This window comes from Providencia sp. PROV269, from assembly GCF_028477785.1.
Lineage (GTDB): Bacteria > Pseudomonadota > Gammaproteobacteria > Enterobacterales > Enterobacteriaceae > Providencia > Providencia rettgeri.
This window is the reverse complement of record NZ_JAMPLV010000003.1, coordinates 161,651-184,210: the sequence shown is the minus strand read 5'-3', so window position 1 is coordinate 184,210 and position 22,560 is coordinate 161,651. Positions and strand designations below refer to the sequence as shown.

The window sequence follows — 22,560 nt, the reverse complement described above, 5'->3', positions numbered from 1 at the left end:
GAAAGCCCAAATACTTGGGCTTTCATATTATGTTTTAGGTTAATAAGTTGCATTGAGGAGGTAACCGGCACTGAATGGCGTTTGGCTGCACTGAGAACGTAAAGGTATCTCCCGATAATGGCTCACCATCAAGGTTTAAGATCATATCGTGAGGAGATGAAATTTTTACCCACGATAATTGCTTTTCAACTAAGTGTTCGTTTTTATCAGCTGAAAATAAATTCGATAAAAATGCGGGTATCACATCCCTTGCAGGAATAATCAGTAAATTTAATGCACCGTCATTAATGAGTGCTTGTGGTGTCAATTGCTGACCTCCACCTGCTTGTCGGCCGTTTCCGACAGCAATGACTAACGTTTCTCCCTCCCAACTAAAATTTTCCCCTTCAATATGGCAAATGTCCGTTTTTAGTGTGTCAGGACGCAGTAAGCCATTTATCACGTAAGCCGCTCCCCCTAATGCTGACTTTAGTGCTTCTGGTGTTTCGGTGGTAATACGTGTCCCAAAGCCGCCAGTGGCCATATTGAGGAAATAATATTGCTCATTGACTTGCGCAATATCAATAGGCACAGCTTTGCCTTTTAATGAGAGTGCTAGGGCAGATTCAATATCCATTGGGATATTCGCGCTAGTGGCAAAATCATTTGCTGTACCCATCGGAAGGACCCCTAAAGCAGGACGAGACTCGCTAGGGAACTTCATCAGGGTGCTGGCAACCACATTCACTGTGCCATCACCTCCGGCGGCAATAATGGTATCAACACCGTGTTTTATCGCCTGAGAAATAAAATAATGCGTATCATCCAGCTCCCAAGGAATACGGACTTGAATTTTATGGCCTTCTTTACGCAGGTGAGTAATGGCTTTTCGCAGCTCAATGTGATTTGCTTGTTTACCATTAAGAATAACCATGGCTGACTGATATTGATTCATAAATACCCATCCATTTGGCTTAACGTATGTCAAATATTCGTTAAAATGAGTATAAATGGATTAATAAAATATTGATGAGCTTTTTTTAGTTTTTTTACAGAAATAGAGTTAACAAGAGAAATGAAATAAAGTAGCAGATAAAAGAAATGGCTAGCTCAAGGGAGATTGAGCCAGCCAAGGAGGTGGTTCCTAGTCTTATTTTATGACTTTCTAGTTCTTCGTTTTCGAGAGTGACTATACGATATTGAATAACCAATTGATGTGATCTGTTGCATAAAATTGGATATTCAGCGCATTTTTTAATGGAAATGTCAATAACGCGAATGATTATCATATAAGAAAAAAGCATATAAAGTGAAATAATATCGTTTTATAGGTAAAAAAAAGCCAAAATATCAAAGTATTAAACGATGATGTTTTGGCTTATAGTGAACAAGCTATTTAAAAATAACTAAGTGGTGATTAGCCTGCAATTTGCTTTTCTGGCTGAGCTTGATGAGGTGCTCGGGTGGTTGTTCCTGCTAGGTTACGGATCAACAAACCAAAATTGACATCAACATCTTCAGGGATTGGCAGATAAACCACATGGCCGTTGCCTGGTGCAACATCAATCGTTTCACCTTTGCGGTTTGTTAAGGCGTCTAAGGTAAAGACGATATTACCCGCAGGTGTCATCATCTCTAAGCTGTCTCCAACGCTAAATTTATTTTTTACATCAACCTCTGCCATACCATTGACACGTTTGCCGGTAAATTCACCCACAAATTGCTGAGTTTCAGAAACAGAGTAGCCATATTCATAGGTTTGATAGGCATCGTGGGTGTGGCGACGTAAGAAGCCTTCAGTATAACCACGGTGCGCTAATCCTTCTAAAGTGGAGAGTAACGTTGGGTCAAAGGGTTTTCCAGCGACAGCATCGTCAATTGCACGTCTATAGACTTGTGCTGTTCGAGCGCAGTAATAAAACGATTTTGTACGGCCTTCAATTTTTAATGAGTGAACACCCATTTTTGTTAAATTTTCTACGTGCTCGATTGCGCGTAAATCCTTTGAGTTCATGATATAAGTGCCATGTTCATCTTCAAAGGCGGTCATATACTCGCCAGGTCGTTTGGCTTCTTCTATCATAAAGACTTTATCTGTTGGCGCACCCGCACCTAAGGTTGGTGTCACATTTTGTACTGGGATGGGCTCATGAATATGGACAATGTTACCCACATCGTCTTCTTTACCTTCTTGTACGTTGTATTCCCAGCGGCAAGCATTGGTGCAAGTCCCTTGATTAGGGTCGCGCTTATTAATATAACCGGAAAGTAAACAACGGCCGGAGTAGGCCATACAAAGGGCACCATGGACAAAAACTTCAAGCTCAATTTCCGGTACCTGTTGGCGAATTTCAGCAATTTCGTCGAGGGATAATTCGCGCGATAAGATCACGCGTGTTAAGCCCATTTGTTTCCAGAACTTCACCGATGCCCAGTTAACCGCATTGGCCTGCACAGATAAATGAATATCCATCTCAGGAAACGCTTCACGAACCATCATAATAAGGCCAGGATCAGACATAATCAGTGCATCTGGTCCCATTTCAATGACGGGGGTTAAATCACGAATAAAGGTTTTTAATTTCGCATTGTGAGGGGCAATATTCACGACCACATAAAACTTTTTACCCAGCTCATGGGCTTCTTGAATGCCTTTGGCTAAGTTTTCGTGATTAAATTCGTTATTTCGTACGCGTAAGCTGTAACGAGGCTGGCCTGCATAAACGGCGTCTGCGCCATACGCAAAAGCGTAGCGCATATTTTTTAACGAACCGGCGGGGGATAAAAGCTCTGGTGTAAACATGGTTATTCTCTATCTGATGTCAAGTCAGCACTCACTCATACGAGAGAGTGTTTTTAAGGGATGGGGATTTTACTCCTATTTGCTAAAAAAACCAAATATCCCACAAGAATAGTATGTCTATTGGTTACTTAACATTCATCCCAACGGTAGCCAAGGCCATAGATTGACCGAATAAAAGTTTTTTCGTTATCGAGGGACTCTAATTTACGGCGTAAATTTTTGACGTGGCTATCAATTGTACGGTCTGTTACCACGCGGTGGTCGTCATACAAGATATCCAGTAACTGGTCGCGAGAAAATACCATGCCTGCATTATCAGACATAAATTTAAGCAACCGAAACTCAGCAGGTGTGAGTTCAAGTAACTGTGAGCCATAGCGTACTTGGAAGGCATTTTCATCGATAATAAGTTTGGTTTGGTTATTGTTGGTCGTTATGTTTGGTTGGCAACGACGTAAAATCGTTTTGACACGAGCCACAACTTCTCGTGGGCTAAATGGTTTACAAATATAGTCGTCAGCGCCGATTTCTAACCCTAATAAGCGATCAATCTCTTCAGTTTTTGCCGTCACCATAATAATGGGAACATCACTGAATTTTCGCAGTTCACGACACACTGAAATACCGTCCAGACCCGGTAACATTAAATCTAATAAAATGAGCGCAGGTTGGTGTTGTTTCACATACTCAATGACTTCGTCGCCACGTGCAATTAACGCAGGTTGGTAGTTTGCAGCTTGTAAGTAATCAAACAGCAGTTGGCCTAGTTTGGGTTCATCCTCCACAACCAAAATAGGGGTATTGCTCTGTTCAGCCATGATCATAACCCTTTATCTTTTAATTGAATCGGCAAATTGATGGTAATTTTGACACCTCCTAATGATGACGGTGCTGCAGAAATTGTACCATGATGAGCCTCAACAATATTATAGCAAATGGCCAGTCCTAAACCGGAACCACCACTGGCGCGATTACGTGAGCCTTCAGCGCGATAAAAACGCTCAAATAAATGTTGGCATTGCTCAGCTGTAAGCCCCGGAGCGCTATCTTGCCAAATTATACAGAGCTGGTCTTGGTCTTGTGTGATTTGGATGGCAATTTTACCTTGTGGATCCGTATAGCGTAAGCTGTTTTCCATTAAATTATAGAACAACTGGGTGATGCGATCTGGGTCTGCAAACACGTAGCCTTCTGCAATAAATTTCCGTTCAACTGAAAGTTGTTGGTCTTCTAACCGCCAGCGGGCTTGGCCTATTGCCATTTCAATTAAAGGGATAATATCGGTAAGTTGCATACGGTAGACCAATGAACCTCTATCCGATAATGAGAGCTGGTGGAGGTCATTAACTAACTTAATTAAAGTTTGGGTTTCATTGAGTAGAGAATTGATTGTTTCGGGAGTGGCTTGCCGGACGCCATCTTGCACTGCTTCTAATTCGCCTCGCAGAACTGATAATGGTGTGCGGAGTTCATGGGAAATATCCGCCATATAGTCACGACGCATTTGTTCGTTTTTTTCGAGAGTCGAGGCCAGATGGTTAAAATCTTTAGCCAGTTGCCCTAGTTCATCGCGGCCAGATTCAGGAACTCGTGTGGCAAAGTCACCATTGGCGAGCCGGTTAGTGCCCTCGAGTAACCGCTTAATTGGTTTTAAAAAGCTACGAGCAAGGAACAATGTGGCAATCAGAGCCACAAACAAAGATAGCCCAGCGATGATCCAACTGGTATACATTTGCTTGGTATCAAAACGGCGGTCAAGGGCGCTGCTAATTCCTGTTTCATAACTGGCAACGAGCCAGCCGACGGTATCGCCATTGCTAGTAACAATAGGTTCACGAAGAACTTTACTCGGCAAGGGCGTGTCTTGCCCGAAAATGAGTCGGTCTTGTGTATCATAAACCCAAAAAAAGGTTCGCCAGCGTTGGCGCATCGGGCCACGATGTTGTTGATGTTCTACAGAACGCAAAATGCGAAAGAAAATGCGATCATTACCAATCAAAAACCGCCAATTGCCCATTTCTTCATATTGTTCGGCAAGGGCAGAAGAAACCAGCTCAACGCGTTGTTGATCATTTTCTTTAATATAATCAATAAAGCCGTGCTGGAAACTCATGCGTACGCCTTGGTGCATAATCAGCACTAACAACAAGCATGTCGCAAAAATAGCCAGAAAAAGCCGAGTACTCACGCTATTCAACCTAAGCTTCATGGGTATCCTCCGCAATTTGCTGCGTTACTGATTTCTTGCGCTGCCAACGTTGTCTCAAGCTATCAAAACTTAAATACACAACAGGGGTGGTAAATAACGTTAGCAATTGGCTCATTATTAAGCCACCGACAATGGTGATCCCGAGAGGTTGACGGAGTTCTGCGCCATCACCACTACCCAACATTAACGGTAATGCACCAAAAATAGCTGCGAGTGTTGTCATCAAAATAGGGCGAAATCGTAATAAACTGGCACGAAAGATGGCTTCTCGGGCGGTTAAACCCGCCGTTCTCTGGGCTTGAATGGCAAAATCCACCATAATAATCGCGTTCTTCTTGACGATCCCAATTAATAGCATGATGCCAATTAAGGCGATTAAACTAAATGGCGTATCAAATAATTCAAGAGCTAATAATGCCCCGACACCTGCAGAGGGTAGAGTTGATAAAATAGTCAGTGGGTGAATATAACTTTCATATAATATACCCAGAACCAAATAAACGGTCACAATGGCGGCTAAAATTAAAAACAATTGTGACTGTAAGGTTTCTTGGAATATTTGTGCCGTTCCTGCAAAAGTGCCTCTTACCGTCGATGGTACGCCAAGTGCAGTCATGGTTTTTTCAATTTCGACAATGGCATCATTTAAGGTATAGCCGTCCGCAACATTAAACGCGATAGTGGATGAAGCAGATAGCCCTTGGTGATTCACACTTAGCGGTGCATTTGCGGGTTGCCAACGTGCAAAATAAGACAGTGGGATAGCGTCTCCATCTTTGTTGATGACAAACATTTTGTCGAGAGCACTGACATCTTGCGTATATTCAGGAGCAACTTCCATCACGACTTTATATTGGTTCATCGCCTCATAAATAGTGGAAACTTGGCGTTGGCCAAATGCGTTGTTAAGCAGACTGTTAGCTTCACGGACATCGATACCTAGCTGGGCCATTAAGTCCCTATCGTAGGTGATCGCCATTTCCGCGCCTTTGTCTTCCTTATCCGAGTTCACATCTGTTAGCTGTGGCAATTCACCGAGTGCTTTACGAATAGCGGGTTCCCAGTCACGCAATGCTGAAAGTTCATCTGCAAGCAGGGTAAACTGGTAACTGGCATTGGCCTGTCGACCTCCCACACGAATATCTTGTACTGGCATCATAAACAGGTTAGCCCCAGGCTCATTGGCTAATTTCATGCGTAACCGATTAATGACTTCAGCTGAACTTTCAGTACGTTCACCCAGTGGTTTTAATGAGATATACATAAAACCGCTGTTTACTCGGCTACCGCCAGTAAAACCGGTGACATTATCCGTCGCTGGGTCGGCTTTAACTTGCTGCATAAAACGGGTCATTTTTTCTTTCATTGACTGAAATGAAATGCTTTGGTCTGCGCGCACAAAGCCCAGCACTCGGCCAGTATCTTGTTCAGGAAAGAAAGTCTTCGGAACGGTGATATACAGGTAAACATTTAAGCCGATTGTGGCAAATAGCACCGCGAGAACACTCCGGCGATGTCCGAGCACCCAATTTAAAGCGACACCATAGCTTTCTTGCAAACGCAGTAACACACGTCCAAACCCACGATGTTTGGCTTTGACGTTGCGAGGACGTTTCTTCAGTAAATAAGCACACATCATGGGGGTGAGCGTTAGCGAAATCACCAATGAAATACCGATAGCGGTTGCAAGGGTAATAGCAAATTCGCGAAATAAGCGCCCGACTAGCCCATCCATTAGCAATAGGGGAATAAAAACAGCCACCAAAGAAATGCTCATGGAAACGACAGTAAAGCCGACTTCATGCACGCCTTTAACCGCGGCAATAAACGGTTTTGTGCCATTTTCGATATGACGTGAGATATTTTCTAATACCACAATCGCATCATCGACCACAAAGCCAGTCGCAACCGTTAGTGCCATCAATGACAAGTTATTTAAACTAAAGCCACATAAATACATGGCCGTAAAAGTTCCAATCAATGAGACGGGGACGGCAACAGCAGGGATCAAAGTAGCGCGACCTGAACGTAAGAATAGCAACACAACGAGGATCACCAAGGCAACGGCAATCAGTAGGGCGCGCTCGACTTCCGCTAAAGACGCGCGGATGGTCGGTGTCCTATCTTGTGCTACTTTTAACTCAATGGCGGCGGGGATCATATCATTGAATTCGGGTAATTCATCACGAATACGGTTAACCGTTTCAATGATATTGGCACCCGCTTCACGACGAATGACAATCAAAATAGCCGGTTTACCGTCTGCCATACCTGCCGCACGCACGTTTTCAATGGAATCTTTAACATTGGCGACATCGCTGAGTTTAACGGCATTACCTTGGCTATAATGAACAATAATGGGTCGATAATCTGCGGCTTTTTTTAGTTCATCATTGGTCTGTACCTGATAACGTTTTTCGTCATCATTGATATAGCCTTGCGGTTGGCGAACGTTAGCACTGCTGATGGCTGAGCGCACGGCATCAAGGGAAACCCCTTGGTTAAATAGGGCGGTTGGGTTGAGTTCAACGCGTACGGCAGGGAGCGAGCCTCCCCCCACAGAAACTTCACTAACCCCTTCAATTTGGGCAATTCGTTGGGCTAAACGCGTCGAAGCAATATCATAAATTTCGCCAGTATTTAGGGTGTCTGAGGTCATGGTCAAAATCATAATTGGCGCATCAGACGGGTTTGACTTGTAATAACGTGGACGGCTTGGTATACCGCTGGGTAGCAGGTTCTGTGCGGCATTAATTGCGGCTTGAACTTCGCGTGCAGCGTTATTAATGTCTTTGTCGAGATTGAACTCTAGTGTAATGGTGGTTCGCCCAAGCGCACTGCTTGAGGTCATTTCACTGATCCCAGCAATACTGCCTAAAGAGCGTTCAAGTGGCGTCGCAACGGAGGACGCCATAGTTTCGGGTGATGCCCCTGGAAGTGACGCTGTCACGTTAATCACAGGGTAGTCCACTTGAGGCAACGGAGAAACGGGTAAAAACAGAAAGCTCAGGGCACCACACAAAGTAATCGCAACGCTGATAAGCGTCGTTGCTACCGGTCGGCTAATAAACAGAGCAAAAAAGCGCTTCATTATGACACCTGTGCCTTCTTCGCTTGGCGACGGTCTTTAAAGTAATGAGAAAGACGGTCGAACAATAAGTAAATAACCGGTGTGGTAAATAAAGTGAGGATTTGGCTCATAATTAAGCCACCAACCATACAAATCCCTAATGGTTGACGTAATTCTGCACCTACACCAGTACTCAGCATCAATGGTAAGGCACCCAGCAAGGCCGCCATGGTGGTCATTAGAATTGGGCGAAAACGCAGCAAGCAAGCTTGATAGATGGCATCATAAGGGGACATTCCCTGTTCACGCTCCGCGGCAAGGGCAAAGTCAATCATCATAATGGCATTCTTTTTCACAATGCCAATTAGTAAGATGATGCCGATGACCGCGATGACATCAAGGTCTTTCCCTGCCATCATTAAAGCAAGTAATGCACCAACCCCGGCTGTCGGTAGGGTAGATAAAATCGTAATCGGGTGGATAAAACTCTCATATAAAATGCCCAATACGATATACATCGCCACAATGGCAGTTGCAATTAACCAAATAGTACTGCTCAGTGCCGCTTCAAAGGCTAAAGTCGCTCCTTGGAATTGCGTTGTAATAGATTTTGGCATCGCAATTTGAGATTCGGCCAATTTCACTGCATTGACAGCTGACTCTAGAGAAGCGCCATCCGTTACATTAAACGAAAAAGTCACCGCGGGAAATTGGTCTAGGTGATTAATGGCTAATGGCCCATTACCTTCTTGAATGTTCACTAAAGTACTCAGTGGTACAATGGCACCATCAGTCCCTTTTAGACGGATATCATTCAGCGCATCCATACCATCACGGGTTTGTGTGTCATGTTCTAATATCACACGATATTGATTTGACTGCGTATAGATAGTCGAAATCATTCGCTGCCCAAACGCATTATATAAGGCGTTATCAATAGCCGACATCGTGATACCAAAACGGCTTGCCGTATCACGATTAACATTCACATAGGCAACTAACCCTTTATTTTGCCAATCACTACTGACATCGGTGAGTTCAGGTTGTTGTTCTAGGGCATCTAACAAGCGTGGAACCCAAGTGGTTAATTCTTCTAATGAACCAGCCTGTAAAGTAAATTGATACTGTGTGCGCGCTACTTGCGTATCGATGGTGAGATCTTGCATGGGTTGCAGATAGAGATTCACTCCAGCAATGTTATCAACGGATTGCTGGAGACGATCAATAATCGCCATCACTCTGTCTTCACGCTCATCAAGAGGCTTTAATGTAATTTGGAGACGCGCATTGTTTAATGTCGGGTTGCTGCCATCAACACCCACATAGGTGGTGACATTGTCGACTGCAGGATCTGCTAATAATTTTGACGCGACTTCTTGCTGCTTTTGCGCCATGGCTGCAAATGAAATAGATTGGCGGCTTTCAATTGAGCCCTGAATAATTCCACTGTCTTGCAAAGGGAAAAAACCTTTTGGGATCCACAGATACAGTAAAACAGTCAGCACCATGGTACCTAGCGCCACAGAAAGGGTTAACCATTGGTGATTAAGAATACGTTTTAACCAAATTGCGTATCCAGCAACCATACGGTCAAAGAAGCGCTCACACGCTAGTTCAAAACGGTTATGTTTATGCTGCGACTCCGGTTTTAATAAACGCGCACACATCATTGGCGTTAGCGTCAATGAGACGACAGCAGAGATCAAAATAGCCACGGCTAGGGTAATGGCAAACTCGCGGAATAACCGGCCGACAATATCCCCCATAAATAACAGTGGGATTAATACTGCAACCAAGGAAAAGGTGAGGGAAATAATGGTAAATCCGATTTCACCAGCCCCTTTGAGTGCGGCGACCAGCGGTTTATCGCCTTGCTCTAAGTAGCGAGAAATATTTTCAATCACCACTATCGCATCATCGACCACAAAACCGGTGGCGATGGTTAAAGCCATTAGGGTGAGGTTATTGACAGAAAAACCACAGAAATACATCACTGCAAAGGTGCCAACAAGTGACAACGGTACGGCAATACCCGGTATTAAGGTGGCAATTCCATTGCGTAAAAACAAGTAAATCACCATCACTACGAGGGCGATGGCTAGCATTAATTCAAATTGGACATCATTAACGGATGCACGAATGGTACTGGTTCTATCGGTTAAAATTTCGACATTAACCGATTTAGGTAAGCTTTCAATCAATTCGGGCAATAGCGTACGAATGGTATCTGTGGTTTCAATCACGTTAGCGCCGGGCTGTCGCTGAACATTGATCACAATCGCTTGCTCATTATTCGCCCATGCACCTAAATAGGCATTTTCAGCACCTTGTGCAATGGTTGCAATATCACCTAAACGTACCGGCGCACCATTTTGGAAGGCCACAATAAGTTGACGATAGTCGTCAAGTGACTTCATTTGGTCGTTAGCAGACAGCGTTACCGCGCGCGTAGGGCCATCGAAACTCCCTTTTGCGGAGTTGACGTTCGCATTATTAATGGCAAGGCGAATTGTTTCGCTATCTAGCCCTTTAGCAGCCATGGCTTGTGGGTTGATATTCACACGAACAGCAGGACGTTGGCCGCCGGCTAACGTCACTAAGCCCACTCCATTTACTTGGGATATCTTCTGGGCAATTCGCGTTTCAATAATATCCTGTACTTGCGTTAACGGCATTGCATCAGAGGTGACCGCTAAGGTGAGTACAGGTGGATCAGCAGGGTTTACCTTATTATAAATTGGAGGATAGGGTAAATCCGAAGGTAGTAAGCTACTGGCAGAATTAATCGCTGCTTGAACTTCTTGTTCAGCAACTTCTAGAGGCAAGGTTAATTGGAACATCAGCGTGATAACGGATGCCCCTCCTGAACTTTGCGATGACATCTGTTTAAGCCCTGACATTTGGCCGAACTGGGTTTCCAGTGGTGCTGTCACTGCCGAGGTCATCACATCAGGGCTGGCGCCTGGGTAAAGGGTAACAACTTGAATCGTTGGGTAATCGACTTCAGGCAGGGCAGAAACAGGTAAGAAGCGATAACCGATGATCCCTGCGAGTAATATAGCCACCATGAATAATGTGGTTGCTACAGGGCGCAAAATAAATAAACGAGAAGGCCCACCGCCTTTTAACATTTCAGGCCGCATTACGCTTTCTCCGCGCTATTAGGTTTACCTTTGCGGGGCTCTTTTTTAGCGATGCCTTCAGGGGTAACAACTTCGACCGTTGTGCCATCGGTGAGTTTATCAACACCATCCGTGATGACTTTGGTATTTGCCGCGAGCCCACTTTCAATAACCACTTGTTGGCTATCTTGCATACCCACGGTTACATTGTGTTTACTGACTTTATTATCATCACTCAGTATCCAAACATAATGGCCTTCATTGCCCATTTGCAGTGCAGCGGTTGGGATCACCACGGCATTTTGCAGCGTTTCAACTTGCATTTTTACGTTAACAAATTGATTAGGAAAAAGTTTTTCTTCTTCATTGGTAAAGCGCGCTTTTATTTTCAGCGTGCCGGTCGCAGCATCAATTTGGTTATCAGTACTGAGTAGCTCACCACTTGCGATTAGCGCGATATTGTTTCTGTCCCAAGCTTCAATCAATACTTTCTCACCAGAGGATTGTGCCTGCTGGATCGCGGGAATATCGCCCTCAGGTAACGCAAAAAGGACATCTGCAGGTTGAGTTTGCGTGATGACGACAAGAGGAGTTGAGGTTCCGGAAGAGATAAAGTTTCCAACATCCACTTGTTTTAAACCCACGCGTCCTGAGATAGGCGCAGTAATTTTACTGTAGGTTAATTGCAGTTTGGCATTATCAACAGCCGCTTGGTCGACTTTAATACTGCCTTGCGCCTGTAATACCGCCGCTTTTTGGTTATCTAACTCTTGTTGCGAAATCACTTTAGTACCAGCAAGCTTTTGATAACGAGCTAAATCTAATTGTGCATTTGCTAATGTTGCTTTGTCTTTTGCCAATTGCCCCTCTGCTTGTGATAGCTGAACTTCAAATGGGCGAGGGTCAATCTGTGCCAATAAATCTCCCTTATTGACGTATTGCCCTTCGGTAAAATACAGCTGCATTAACTGGCCTTCAACACGGCTGGTTACAGTGACAACATTCGCGGCTTGGACTGTGCCTAAACCCGATAAAAAGCGCGGAACGACTTTTTGTTCTGCGACGGCAAATTGTACAGGGGCTAAAACACGTGGTGGGCGGCCCATTGCACTTCGCTGTGAGTTTGGTTTTGCTACGGCGTCAGTAGATTGTGTATCTGATTGTTTTTCTTGATGATAAAAATACCAAGAAGCGCCAACTGCCACAATAATGGCAATAAAAATGGCAGAGCGAATAAAAGGTTTACGTTGTTTTTGTTTATTCATTTTGGGTAATTCGCTTAACTCAAAAAAGTGGATGAGATCCGTCAGGCTGTATACTAAAAAACTAACAAAAAAGAGTCAGTTAGACATATTAGTAGTTTAACGTGATAGGTACAAAGAAAAATGGAGGAAATATGAATAAGTGTCAATTTCTGTACTTGTATGCTGCTGTGAGTGTAAAGGAGGGCGTGGGGGGAAATTAACTTTTCTCAATGAGAATTGCACCCTAATAAATAGGGTGCAAGAAATGTTATAAGCTAGAAGCGTTTAGAACCGCAGATTTTTCGTTTGAGGACTCAGAATTGACTGTCCAACCCTTCCAAGATAGAGGAATAAAGGCTACAGCAACCGCTAATAATGAGACGCCAGCAACATAATAGGCAGGTGCCATGTGAGACTGCTGCAACCAAGCACCAGTTAATATTGGTGTTAAACCACCAAAAATTGCATAAGCCACATTGTAAGCGAATGACAGACCAGAATAGCGAATTTCAGGTGGAAATGCGCGTGTACTGATAATTGGTGTCGTTGCAATCGCGCCAACAAAGAAGCCCATCAAGCCATAGTTAAAAATCAACGTACTCGCCGCAATATCACTGGATAATGACGAATAGAAGTAAATTGCCGTTACGGCCAATCCACCCCAGGATAAAGTCATTGAGGTACGTGTTCCTGTTTTATCGCCTAACCAACCCCAGAAGATACAGCCTAATGTTAAGGTTAATGTTGCGGCACAGTTGGCTTGCAATGCAATATTTCGGTCAATGTTATAGATCCCTTTTAACACCACATCTGGCGTCATCAAAATAGTGACAACGATAGCGGTTGATAATGACCACGTCAGTGCCGCCGTGATCATACAGGCTTGCTTATGAGATTTAATCACAGTTTTGACGGGTAATTCTTGTGACAAAGCCTTTTTAGCGGCCAGTTCTTTGAATATCGGAGTTTCTTGTAAAAAACGGCGTAAATACACAGAAATAAACCCAAAAATACCACCAAGAATAAATGGAATACGCCATGCGAAATCATGAATTTCAGTTGTGGTATAAGAGCGTTCAATAATAATAGCGACGATAGAGCCTAATAAAATACCGCCAGTGATCCCAGAAGTCAGTGTACCAACACCTAAGCCATAGCGTTGCTTTGGTGTATGCTCTGCAATAAATACCCATGCTCCTGGCATTTCACCACCAATCGCGGCACCTTGCATAATACGCATTAACAGCAGCAGTAATGGGGCTGCAGCACCAATGGTTTCAAAAGTCGGTAAAAAACCAATGACAAATGTTGGGAATGCCATTAAGAAAATACTTAAGGTAAACATTTTCTTGCGGCCAATTTTATCTCCAAAGTGAGCCATAATAATGCCACCAAGAGGACGAGCAAGATAACCTGCTGCAAATAGGCCCAGTGTTGCCATTAGTGCGAGAAATTCGTTATCCCCTGGAAAAAATAGTTGGGAAATAATTTTTGCGTAAAAAACAAAGATAACGAAGTCGTAAAACTCAAGGGTACCCCCTAAAGAGGATAAGCCTAATGTTTTATAGTCTTCTTTGCCCAAAGGCCTCGCAGAGGGCTGGCTGGCTGTTTGCGGTGTCATTATAGTTTCCTTCTAACTACCTGAAATACTAAATTGCATAAATTCAAAATAATAAGCATTGGCTCATAATAATGAGCTAATCATTTTTATTGGTGCAGATAAGAGGTATAAAACGTTGGATGGGTATAACTTAGTTTAATACACAGTATCTTTTTTGCATGTGTATATTTATAGCAGGAAATTCTATATTCTGTAAACCTCAACCCTAAAAACAAGAATAACATTCCAATTAGTTTTGATTGTCTGGATTATTGATTTAGTGCGATGATAAATAACCTTATATGATGTTAATAATATGAATTTTGCAGAATATCGTATATTTAAATTAGTCAGTTACAGTGTTAATTATATTTAATTTAATAAATTCTTACTGAAAATATAGTAAACAAATATTACCTAATTATTTTTCGTTATAATTAACTTTATTAATCTCGATAAACTAAATAACTATAAAAGCATTTAATTAATAGATAAATAATAAGCTTACTTGCGAAATCTTGGGATTTTGACGAGGTTTTGTTAGCGCAGGGAGTGTTTTGTAAAATGCACGCGCCCACCAAGAAACAGGACGCGTGCAAAGTAAATTTAAACGAGGAATAGCGTGGCTAAGCCAAGGAAAATAAAGAACCCACCTGTATCGGTGATAGCGGTGATCATCACGCTAGAGCCGATAGCAGGGTCTTTGCCCATTTTCAGCATAATGAGTGGAATAAGCACCCCCATAATCGCTGCCATTAGTAGGTTCAAGATCATCGCTAATGTCATGACAGCGCCCATAGCGATATCACCATATAGGAAATAGGTAACGACTCCCATAATTCCGCCCCAAACAACGCCATTAATAAAGGCGACGCCAAGCTCTCTTAACATTAAGAAAGAGAAACTATTATTTTGTATCTGGTGCAGGGCAATGGCACGAACAATCATGGTGATGGTTTGGTTTCCCGTATTTCCCCCAATTCCTGCCACAATTGGCATTAATGTGGCTAACGCGACTAATTGGGAAATGGTATCTTCAAAGACGCCAATAACACGAGAAGCAACAAAAGCGGTACATAGGTTAATGGCTAACCATGTCCAACGGGTTTTAACGGCTTGGCCAACCGGGGCGAAAACGTCTTCTTCAGGGCTTAACCCCCCCATACGACGAATACTGTTATCGTTTTCTTCACTGATGTTATCAACGATATCTTCAACCGTCAGGCGGCCCATCAGTAGGCCGCTATTATCAACAACAGCAGCAGAAATTAAGTCATAACGTTCGAACGCACTAGCGGCATCTTCGCCTTTTTCATCGGGCAAGAAGGTCACAGTGTCAGTTTTCATGACATCGGCCACTATTTTTTCAGGGGATTGCGTCAAAATAGTGGTTAGTGGTAATTCACCTTGCAGATAATTATTGTTATCGACAACAAAAATTTTATCGGTGGCTTCTGGGATCTTGCCTCGTTGGCGTAAATAACGTTGAACCGTTTTTAGTGTCACATTCGGGCGTACAGTGACGAATTCAAAATCCATCATTTGCCCGACGCTATCTTTCGCATATTGTAAAACTTCGCGAATGCGGCTACGTAGGCTAGGCTCTAAATAGGTGAGGAGCCGGCGCATGGTGTCACGAGGTAAATGCTCAGCAATATAAGCTTGTTCGTCAACATGCAAATTAGCAACGGCGCGAAGCAGTTCTCTGTCAGACATATCCTTAATTAGGCTATCCCAAACAGATACGGAGGCCTCAACTAAGACTTCACCACGTTCGTTATTATCAACAAGACGCCATAACGCGAGACGCTCATCATAAGGGAGCATTTCTAAGATATCGGCGATATCCGCAGTGTGTAAATCAAGTAGCAATTCTTTTACAAGACTAATTTTTTCACTAATTGCTTTGTCATCAATACTGACGTGTTGATCATTTTCAACAAGCGCATGGACGAACTCTTCGTCATCTAAAAATAGCGTCAGGATTTGCTGGCGAATATGTGCCAGTTTTTGAGAGTGCGGGTTGACTGTTGGCACCGCATCGATTGAAAAAGCAGGTTGTGACATTTTAATCCTTAAAGCAATAGCAGCGCAAAAGCGCTTTTTATGAATTCGTCTGCGAGCGGACGAAATTTATTATCATTATTGTCGCCTATTTAAATAATATATCAAATAGTTGAGTCAAATAAGCGGTGATTTCAAAGTCATCAGTGATGAAGAATAAGCATAAATCACTACAATAATGGCCGCAAATCACTCATTTTCTGCACAAATAGTTAACGACCAACCGGGGACATCTTCCCAATAGCCACTTTCTTTTTCTAAATCCAATATCATCAATGTATTTTGCACGAGATATTCAGATGGTAAATAGAGAGTCCAGTGCCCATCATCCGTTTCTATCCGTAACGAAGAGGGGATTGTGGTAGATTGGCGTTGATTATTTAACAAAATGGCTAGCCGCAAAATTTGAATAAGCGGCATAAATTGTTTTCTTTTAAATAAATTAAATTTAGGGATATCGTCATACTTAATAGCCCTACGATGATTACGTACTAATGTTGCCAGTAATAGTTGCTGTTCTTGGTTGAAGCCCGGTAAGTTGGTATTTTGCAAAATATAAGCAGAATGGCGGTGCATACCACTATGATTAATACTTAACCCAACCTCATGGAGCATAACTGCCCATATTAAAATGGATTCCAGTTGTGGGTTAAGTTGCTTGGGGTTTTGTTGTCCCCACTGGAAATAGAGTTCTTCCATGGTTTTTAATACGCGTTTAGCTTGCTCTCTATCGATATTATAATGCTCAGCAAGGCTTAAAGCAGTACGCTGGCGGATATCTTGGTGGCGGAAACGGCCTTCCATTTCATATAAAACACCTTCACGCAATGCACCGTCAGATAAACGTAACTCTTTAATTTCTAATGAATCAAATACGGCAAGTAAAATCGCTAAGCCAGGAACAAATACGTGTTTACGTTCATTCGATAGGCCTAATATATTCAGGGTGCTAAATGACTTATATTTCAACGCCATTTGCTTGATTTCGATAAGACGTTCCCGTGTAATAATACCGTCTTTATAGCCTAATTCTTGTATCACACTATGGGCAGCTTTGATGGTGCCCGAGGCGCCCATCGCAACGTCCCAAGTTTGTTTCTTAAATAAAATCGCGGTGCTTTCTAATTTTAAGCAAGCCCCTAGGTAGGCTCGATTGAAATATTCAGGGGTAATTTCTTCATTTGGAAAGTAAGTACGGGCAAAGCTAACACAGCCCATACGGCGGCTTTCAATCAAAAGCGGCTCAAATTTTTCACCAATAACTAACTCTGTCGAACCACCACCGATATCGAGTACTAATTTACGGCCTTTTTCGGGTTGAGTGTGCTCAACGCCCATAAAAATTAACCGTGCTTCTTCTTGACCTGAAATGATTTCAATAGGGTAAGGCATGATTTCTTTAGCGCGCTGCAAAAACAGTTTTACATTCGTTGCTACACGTAATGAATGAGTGCCAACAATGCATACGTTTTCAGGGGGAAAGCCTTGTAACCGTTCGGCAAACAACGCGAGGCAGGCAAGCCCACGTTCCATGGCTTCTTCACTTAATTCATTGGTATCACTTAGACCATCAGCTAGGTGAACACGTTTTTTTAACCGTGTAAGAACTTGCAATGCACCATTAACGATGCGAGCAATGACCATGTGAAAACTGTTTGAGCCTAAATCTATAGCCGCAATTTCTTGTGGTCTCGGTGTTGAGGCGTTGGTTATTGGCATATTTTTAAGCTCTTGTATCCGGTGTTTCGATTGATTTTAAATAATCATACACAGCAAGCTGGGCCTGAATTTTACGTTTATTTCCGCGGGGAACATAATGATTACTTAAATCTTTGTCAACATAACGTGCTTTAACAGTATCGCTAAATTGCAACTCTAAAATATCCAATACCCGTTGTTTTAAATGCGGGTCGACTAAGCTAACGGCGACTTCAATGCGGTAATCAATGTTGCGGGTCATCCAGTCAGCAGAAGAAATAAAGACTTTTTCGTCCCCCCCATTGGTGAAAACATAAACACGGTCATGTTCAAGAAAGCGGTCAACAATACTGGTTACCTGAATATTTTCACTGTAGCCGACTTGGCCGGCGACTAAAGAGCACATCCCTCTGACTAATAAACGAATTTTGACACCTGCATTGGAGGCATCGTACAGTTTGTCAGTCAATTCTTTGTCGACTAAGTTGTTAATTTTTAATGTAATGCCACTGGGCCGTTCAGCGAGCGCATTTTCGATTTCTTGGTCAATTAAGGCCATCAAACGAATACGTGTATTTTGTGGTGACACCATTAGATTATCGAAAGTCACTGGGCGATAAGGATTTTCAATAAAACTAAATACCCGACGAACTTCGTTGGTGATCAGTTCATTTGCAGTGAGTAGGGAGTAATCCGTATAAAGCCGAGCGGTTTTTTCGTTAAAATTGCCCGTACCGATATGGGCATAACGCACGATTTGGCCTTCTTCCATGCGTGAAATAATAAATAATTTTGCATGGATTTTAAGCCCGGGCGCGGAGAAAATAACATGCACGCCCGCTTCAGTTAATCGTTTTGCCCAATGAATATTAGCGGCCTCATCAAATCGTGCTTGTAACTCAACGACCACTGTGACTTTTTTTCCATTATGAGCGGCATGAATGACAGAATCGATAATGCGTGAGTCTTTCGCGACACGGTAAATATTAATTTTAATCGATAATACATTCGGGTCAAAAGACGCTTGGCGCAATAATTCTAAAGTATGTTCAAAGGTATAGTAGGGATAATATAACAGTACATCGCGTTCGCGAATGGCATCGAAACCGTTACGGAAGTTATCAAACCAGCGGTGACGCAGCCTTGGTAATGGCTTGTTTAATAGGTTTTTATTTCCTTCATTAGGGAAATTAATAAAGTCTTTAAAATTGTGGTAGCGGCCACCGGCAATCACGGAGTCATCGCTGGATAGCCCCAGTTTTTCACGTAAAAGAGCAACCATTTCGTCAGGCATATCACGCTGATAGACAAAACGGACGGGTTCTGCGGTTAAACGTTGTTTTAATGTAGATGACATTATTTCGAGCAAGCTCGATTCCATCTCTGTTGCGATGTCGTACTCTGCATCACGCGTCATTTTCATCGAATAGGCATTGAGCTTATCGTAATCAAAAAAACCTTTGAAAATTTCATCGAGCGTATAGCGAAGGATATTATCAATTAGGATCATTGACTTGCGACGCTTTGGCATTTCTGGAGGCAGGTTAACAAACCGCGGGACTTTATCGGATGGAATTTCCAATAGTGCATATTGAATCTGATTGCCATTGATGATTTCAACTGCAAGATAAGTGTAGTCATCTTTTAGAAATTCAACGAGATTGGTATCAGGATTAATTAATATTGGCGTAATATGCTGCCGCAGATTCTGGCGGAAATACTGACGTAACCATATCTGTTGGCGAGGCGAAATTTGACGTTCGTTAATCAAGAATATTTGATTGCGCGCCATTTCCAATAATAAGTCATTATAGAGAATGTCGAATTCTTGTTCTTGTTTGGCAACTCTTGACTGAATTCTCTTTAACAAGTGGCGAGCACCGCTTGCCGAGCCGCGTTCTTCATTAATTAAAATACGGCGTTTAACGTCGGCGAAGCGGACTTTATAAAACTCGTCTAGATTATTGGAATAAATTCCCAAAAAACGCATTCGCTCAATAAGAGGGTTACGCTTGTCGGCTGCTTCTTGTAAAACACGCTCGTTAAAAGACAGCCAGCTTAACTCTTTTTCATGATAGAGACGTTCTTGGGACATTCTAACTCCGTATTAGACTCTTGTTACTTTATGGCTATGATACCAGTCAGTTAGCTAAATGTGTTGTTTAATTGCTTTATCTTGGGTAATAACACTTTCTGGATTAGCAGATTGTTGCTTCATCGTAAAATATTGTTGCTGAAAAATACACATACGGATAGCGGTGTGATAGCGACCATTGACAAAGAATTCGTCGATCAGTTCGCCTTCAGTATGGAAGCCTAGTTTATTATAAATATGGATAGCTTTAACATTTTCTTTATCAACAATAAGATAAAGTTTATATAAGTTTAGTACGGAAAACGCGTAGTCCATTGCTAATTTCGCAGCGCGACTCGCATAGCCATGGCCTTGATGGCTCGGTGCAATGATAATTTGAAACTCAGAGCGTCGGTGAACATAATCAATTTCTACCAATTCGACTAAGCCAACTTTCTCACTGTCATTTTCAACGATAAAACGGCGTTCAGACTGGTCATGAATATGTTTATCGTAAAGATCGCTTAATTCAACGAAAGCTTCATAAGGTTCTTCAAACCAATAACGCATAACACTGGCATTGTTATCAAGCTGGTGAATAAATGCTAAATCTTCACGTTCAAGTGGGCGCAACCTAAACGGATGAACTTGCCCGGTCGTCATAAAAATACCTCTATTTAGTTAGGAAAATGGTTTTGTTCTTCGACTATAAGGATAACATTTATTTGCGATAAAATAATGACACAGCACAGAGAGATTATCACCTTGTTGAAAAATAATTCATTTTACCCAACGCTAATGTTTTTATGTAATAGCTTGCGATCGTGTTTTTATGTGAATGCGAAGAAAAAGGGTGGATACCCACCCTTGAAATGACGTTTTGCTCATCACGAATATTATTAGTTAGCGTAACCTTGTTGCGGTAAAATTCGGTTATCTAACACAGCTTTACCTTTTTGCATTGTTAATCGGCCACTAATGAACCACTCAACAACTAATGGGTAAATCGTATGTTCTTGGGCTTTTACCCGCTCGATAATATCGTCTTCGTTATCCTGTTCAAAGATAGGCACTTTAGCTTGCAAAATAACTGGCCCGCCATCCAGTTCTTCGGTAACGAAATGAACGGATGTGCCATGTTCTTTATCCCCATTTTCTAGCGCTTTACGATGCGTGTGTAAACCGGGGTATTTCGGTAACAAAGAAGGATGGATATTGAGTAATTTACCCGCAAAGTGGTTGACGAATTGGGCTGATAAGATACGCATAAAACCCGCTAATACGACTAAATCAGGCTGATATTGGTCGACTTGTGCGAGTAATGCAGCATCATATGCTTGGCGGTCAGTATACTGTTTGGCATCTAAAAAACAGGCTGGTATTCCAGCCTGTTGTGCCCGAACAAGCCCATAAGCATTGGCTTGGTTGCTAATGACAGCAACAATGTGAGCGCCAATTGCCCCAGTGCGGCAGCTATCAATTAATGATTGCAAATTACTACCGCTGCCAGAAATGAGGACAACAATTTTTTTCATTAGCGGATCACAACCTGCTCTTCACCCGCTGGTAATGCGCCAATTGTACCGATTTGCCATGCGTTTTCGCCAAGCTTGTTCAACAGAGCAAGTGCATTTTCAACTTCCTGTTGTGGTAGAGCAATAATAATCCCCACACCACAGTTGAAGGTACGGTACATTTCATGAGTGCTCACATCACCAGCTTGCTGCAGCCAGTTAAAGACAGCAGGCCATTGCCAGCTGCTACCGTCAATAATTGCTTGTGTGTTGTCAGGCAGTACGCGAGGAATATTTTCCCAGAAACCACCACCAGTAATGTGGGCAATTGCATGGATATCGCTGTTTGCGATCAGCTCTAATACATTTTTAACGTAAATGCGTGTTGGTTCTAATAAGTGGTCAGCTAAAGGTTTCCCATCTAATTGAGTTTCTTCTGGGTTGGTTTGGCTGACTTCGAGGATCTTGCGAACCAGCGAGTAACCATTTGAATGCGGGCCGCTAGAGGCTAAAGCAATTAAGGCGTCACCAGCACTCACTTTGCTACCATCGATGATTTCTGAGCGTTCAACAACACCCACACAGAAACCAGCCACATCGTAGTCTTCACCATGGTACATTCCCGGCATTTCCGCGGTTTCACCACCCACTAACGCACAACCTGACTGTTTACAACCTTCTGCGATACCCGTAATCACACTCGCAGCGGTATCGACATCTAGTTTACCGGTCGCGTAATAATCAAGGAAGAACAGGGGCTCTGCGCCTTGAACAATCAAGTCATTGACACACATAGCCACAAGGTCAATCCCAATGGAGTCATGACGTTTTAAATCCATTGCTAAGCGTAATTTGGTACCGACACCGTCAGTGCCTGAAACTAAAACAGGCTCACGGTATTTCTGCGGTAGGGAACATAATGCACCGAATCCCCCAAGACCTCCCATGACTTCTGGGCGGCGGGTTTCTTTTACGACACCTTTAATACGTTCAACCAAGGCGTTACCCGCATCAATATCAACACCGGCATCTTTATAGCTGAGAGAGGTTTTATCAGTCACTACGGCCCCCAAGGCAATTACATTTTTGAGAAAAATAACATCATTGACATTATTCTAACAGGCTAGGCAAACGTTTGCGATAGCTTTGTGTTGGAAATTTTTGGGTACGCATAATCGAAGAA

Annotated in this window: 13 protein-coding genes and 1 pseudogene; all 14 read right to left on the bottom strand. The window is 42.8% G+C overall.

The genetic code is table 11. The features are described from left to right. Positions 1-34 precede the first annotated feature (34 nt). The 14 genes and pseudogenes from yegS to purM all read right to left on the bottom strand — a co-directional run bounded on the left by yegS (position 35) and on the right by purM (position 22,438). Complete coding sequence (gene yegS / locus PR683_RS05265; RefSeq protein ID WP_272571572.1) at positions 35-934, bottom strand: lipid kinase YegS; 900 nt, start codon at positions 932-934, stop codon at positions 35-37. 462 nt (positions 935-1,396) lie between these two features. Continuing rightward, the gene (gene trhP, locus PR683_RS05260; RefSeq protein WP_109912427.1) at positions 1,397-2,782 is read right to left on the bottom strand and encodes a prephenate-dependent tRNA uridine(34) hydroxylase TrhP; all 1,386 of its coding nucleotides are present in this window, start codon (positions 2,780-2,782) and stop codon (positions 1,397-1,399) included. A gap of 128 nt (positions 2,783-2,910) precedes the next feature. After that, entirely contained in the window at positions 2,911-3,606 is a 696-nt protein-coding gene (gene baeR / locus PR683_RS05255; protein ID WP_109912428.1) for a two-component system response regulator BaeR, read from the bottom strand. Beyond that, a complete protein-coding gene (baeS, locus tag PR683_RS05250) occupies positions 3,603-4,991 on the bottom strand; it encodes a two-component system sensor histidine kinase BaeS (protein ID WP_109912429.1) in 1,389 nt (462 codons plus the stop codon). Before baeS ends, baeR begins: the two co-directional genes overlap by 4 nt. Continuing rightward, positions 4,981-8,082 (bottom strand): multidrug efflux RND transporter permease subunit MdtC, encoded by a 3,102-nt coding sequence (mdtC, locus tag PR683_RS05245; protein WP_272581706.1) that lies wholly within the window; start codon positions 8,080-8,082, stop codon positions 4,981-4,983. Before mdtC ends, baeS begins: the two co-directional genes overlap by 11 nt. Then, a complete protein-coding gene (locus tag PR683_RS05240; protein ID WP_272581705.1) occupies positions 8,082-11,204 on the bottom strand; it encodes an MdtB/MuxB family multidrug efflux RND transporter permease subunit in 3,123 nt (1,040 codons plus the stop codon). Before PR683_RS05240 ends, mdtC begins: the two co-directional genes overlap by 1 nt. Further along, positions 11,204-12,448, bottom strand: a complete 1,245-nt coding sequence (locus PR683_RS05235) for an MdtA/MuxA family multidrug efflux RND transporter periplasmic adaptor subunit (RefSeq protein WP_272581704.1) — start codon at positions 12,446-12,448, stop codon at positions 11,204-11,206. Before PR683_RS05235 ends, PR683_RS05240 begins: the two co-directional genes overlap by 1 nt. A gap of 247 nt (positions 12,449-12,695) precedes the next feature. Then, positions 12,696-14,048, bottom strand: coding sequence for an MFS transporter (locus PR683_RS05230; protein ID WP_004911396.1), 1,353 nt, complete (start codon positions 14,046-14,048; stop codon positions 12,696-12,698). A 585-nt stretch (positions 14,049-14,633) separates the two neighbouring features. Further along, positions 14,634-15,920, bottom strand: a pseudogene (gene mgtE / locus PR683_RS05225) (magnesium transporter); the annotation flags it as partial. Positions 15,921-16,280: 360 nt separating this feature from the next. After that, the gene (locus PR683_RS05220) at positions 16,281-17,810 is read right to left on the bottom strand and encodes an exopolyphosphatase (protein ID WP_109912433.1); all 1,530 of its coding nucleotides are present in this window, start codon (positions 17,808-17,810) and stop codon (positions 16,281-16,283) included. Between the two features lie 4 nt (positions 17,811-17,814). Beyond that, the gene (ppk1, locus tag PR683_RS05215) at positions 17,815-19,884 is read right to left on the bottom strand and encodes a polyphosphate kinase 1 (protein WP_109912434.1); all 2,070 of its coding nucleotides are present in this window, start codon (positions 19,882-19,884) and stop codon (positions 17,815-17,817) included. A 54-nt stretch (positions 19,885-19,938) separates the two neighbouring features. Beyond that, on the bottom strand, positions 19,939-20,526 hold the full coding sequence (gene speG, locus PR683_RS05210; RefSeq protein WP_004911388.1) for a spermidine N1-acetyltransferase: 588 nt from the start codon (positions 20,524-20,526) through the stop codon (positions 19,939-19,941). 236 nt (positions 20,527-20,762) lie between these two features. Beyond that, a complete protein-coding gene (gene purN / locus PR683_RS05205; RefSeq protein WP_272571571.1) occupies positions 20,763-21,398 on the bottom strand; it encodes a phosphoribosylglycinamide formyltransferase in 636 nt (211 codons plus the stop codon). Continuing rightward, the gene (gene purM / locus PR683_RS05200) at positions 21,398-22,438 is read right to left on the bottom strand and encodes a phosphoribosylformylglycinamidine cyclo-ligase (RefSeq protein ID WP_004911381.1); all 1,041 of its coding nucleotides are present in this window, start codon (positions 22,436-22,438) and stop codon (positions 21,398-21,400) included. Before purM ends, purN begins: the two co-directional genes overlap by 1 nt. Between the last annotated feature and the right edge of the window lie 122 nt (positions 22,439-22,560).

What these genes read in the sequence shown, in the direction of transcription:
- yegS (WP_272571572.1), bottom strand. Translation starts at nt 934, where the DNA reads ATGAATCAATATCAGTCAGCCATGGTTATTCTTAATGGTAAACAAGCA.
- trhP (WP_109912427.1), bottom strand. Translation starts at nt 2,782, where the DNA reads ATGTTTACACCAGAGCTTTTATCCCCCGCCGGTTCGTTAAAAAATATG.
- baeR (WP_109912428.1), bottom strand. Translation starts at nt 3,606, where the DNA reads ATGATCATGGCTGAACAGAGCAATACCCCTATTTTGGTTGTGGAGGAT.
- baeS (WP_109912429.1), bottom strand. Translation starts at nt 4,991, where the DNA reads ATGAAGCTTAGGTTGAATAGCGTGAGTACTCGGCTTTTTCTGGCTATT.
- mdtC (WP_272581706.1), bottom strand. Translation starts at nt 8,082, where the DNA reads ATGAAGCGCTTTTTTGCTCTGTTTATTAGCCGACCGGTAGCAACGACG.
- PR683_RS05240 (WP_272581705.1), bottom strand. Translation starts at nt 11,204, where the DNA reads ATGCGGCCTGAAATGTTAAAAGGCGGTGGGCCTTCTCGTTTATTTATT.
- PR683_RS05235 (WP_272581704.1), bottom strand. Translation starts at nt 12,448, where the DNA reads ATGAATAAACAAAAACAACGTAAACCTTTTATTCGCTCTGCCATTTTT.
- PR683_RS05230 (WP_004911396.1), bottom strand. Translation starts at nt 14,048, where the DNA reads ATGACACCGCAAACAGCCAGCCAGCCCTCTGCGAGGCCTTTGGGCAAA.
- PR683_RS05220 (WP_109912433.1), bottom strand. Translation starts at nt 17,810, where the DNA reads ATGCCAATAACCAACGCCTCAACACCGAGACCACAAGAAATTGCGGCT.
- ppk1 (WP_109912434.1), bottom strand. Translation starts at nt 19,884, where the DNA reads ATGTCCCAAGAACGTCTCTATCATGAAAAAGAGTTAAGCTGGCTGTCT.
- speG (WP_004911388.1), bottom strand. Translation starts at nt 20,526, where the DNA reads ATGACGACCGGGCAAGTTCATCCGTTTAGGTTGCGCCCACTTGAACGT.
- purN (WP_272571571.1), bottom strand. Translation starts at nt 21,398, where the DNA reads ATGAAAAAAATTGTTGTCCTCATTTCTGGCAGCGGTAGTAATTTGCAA.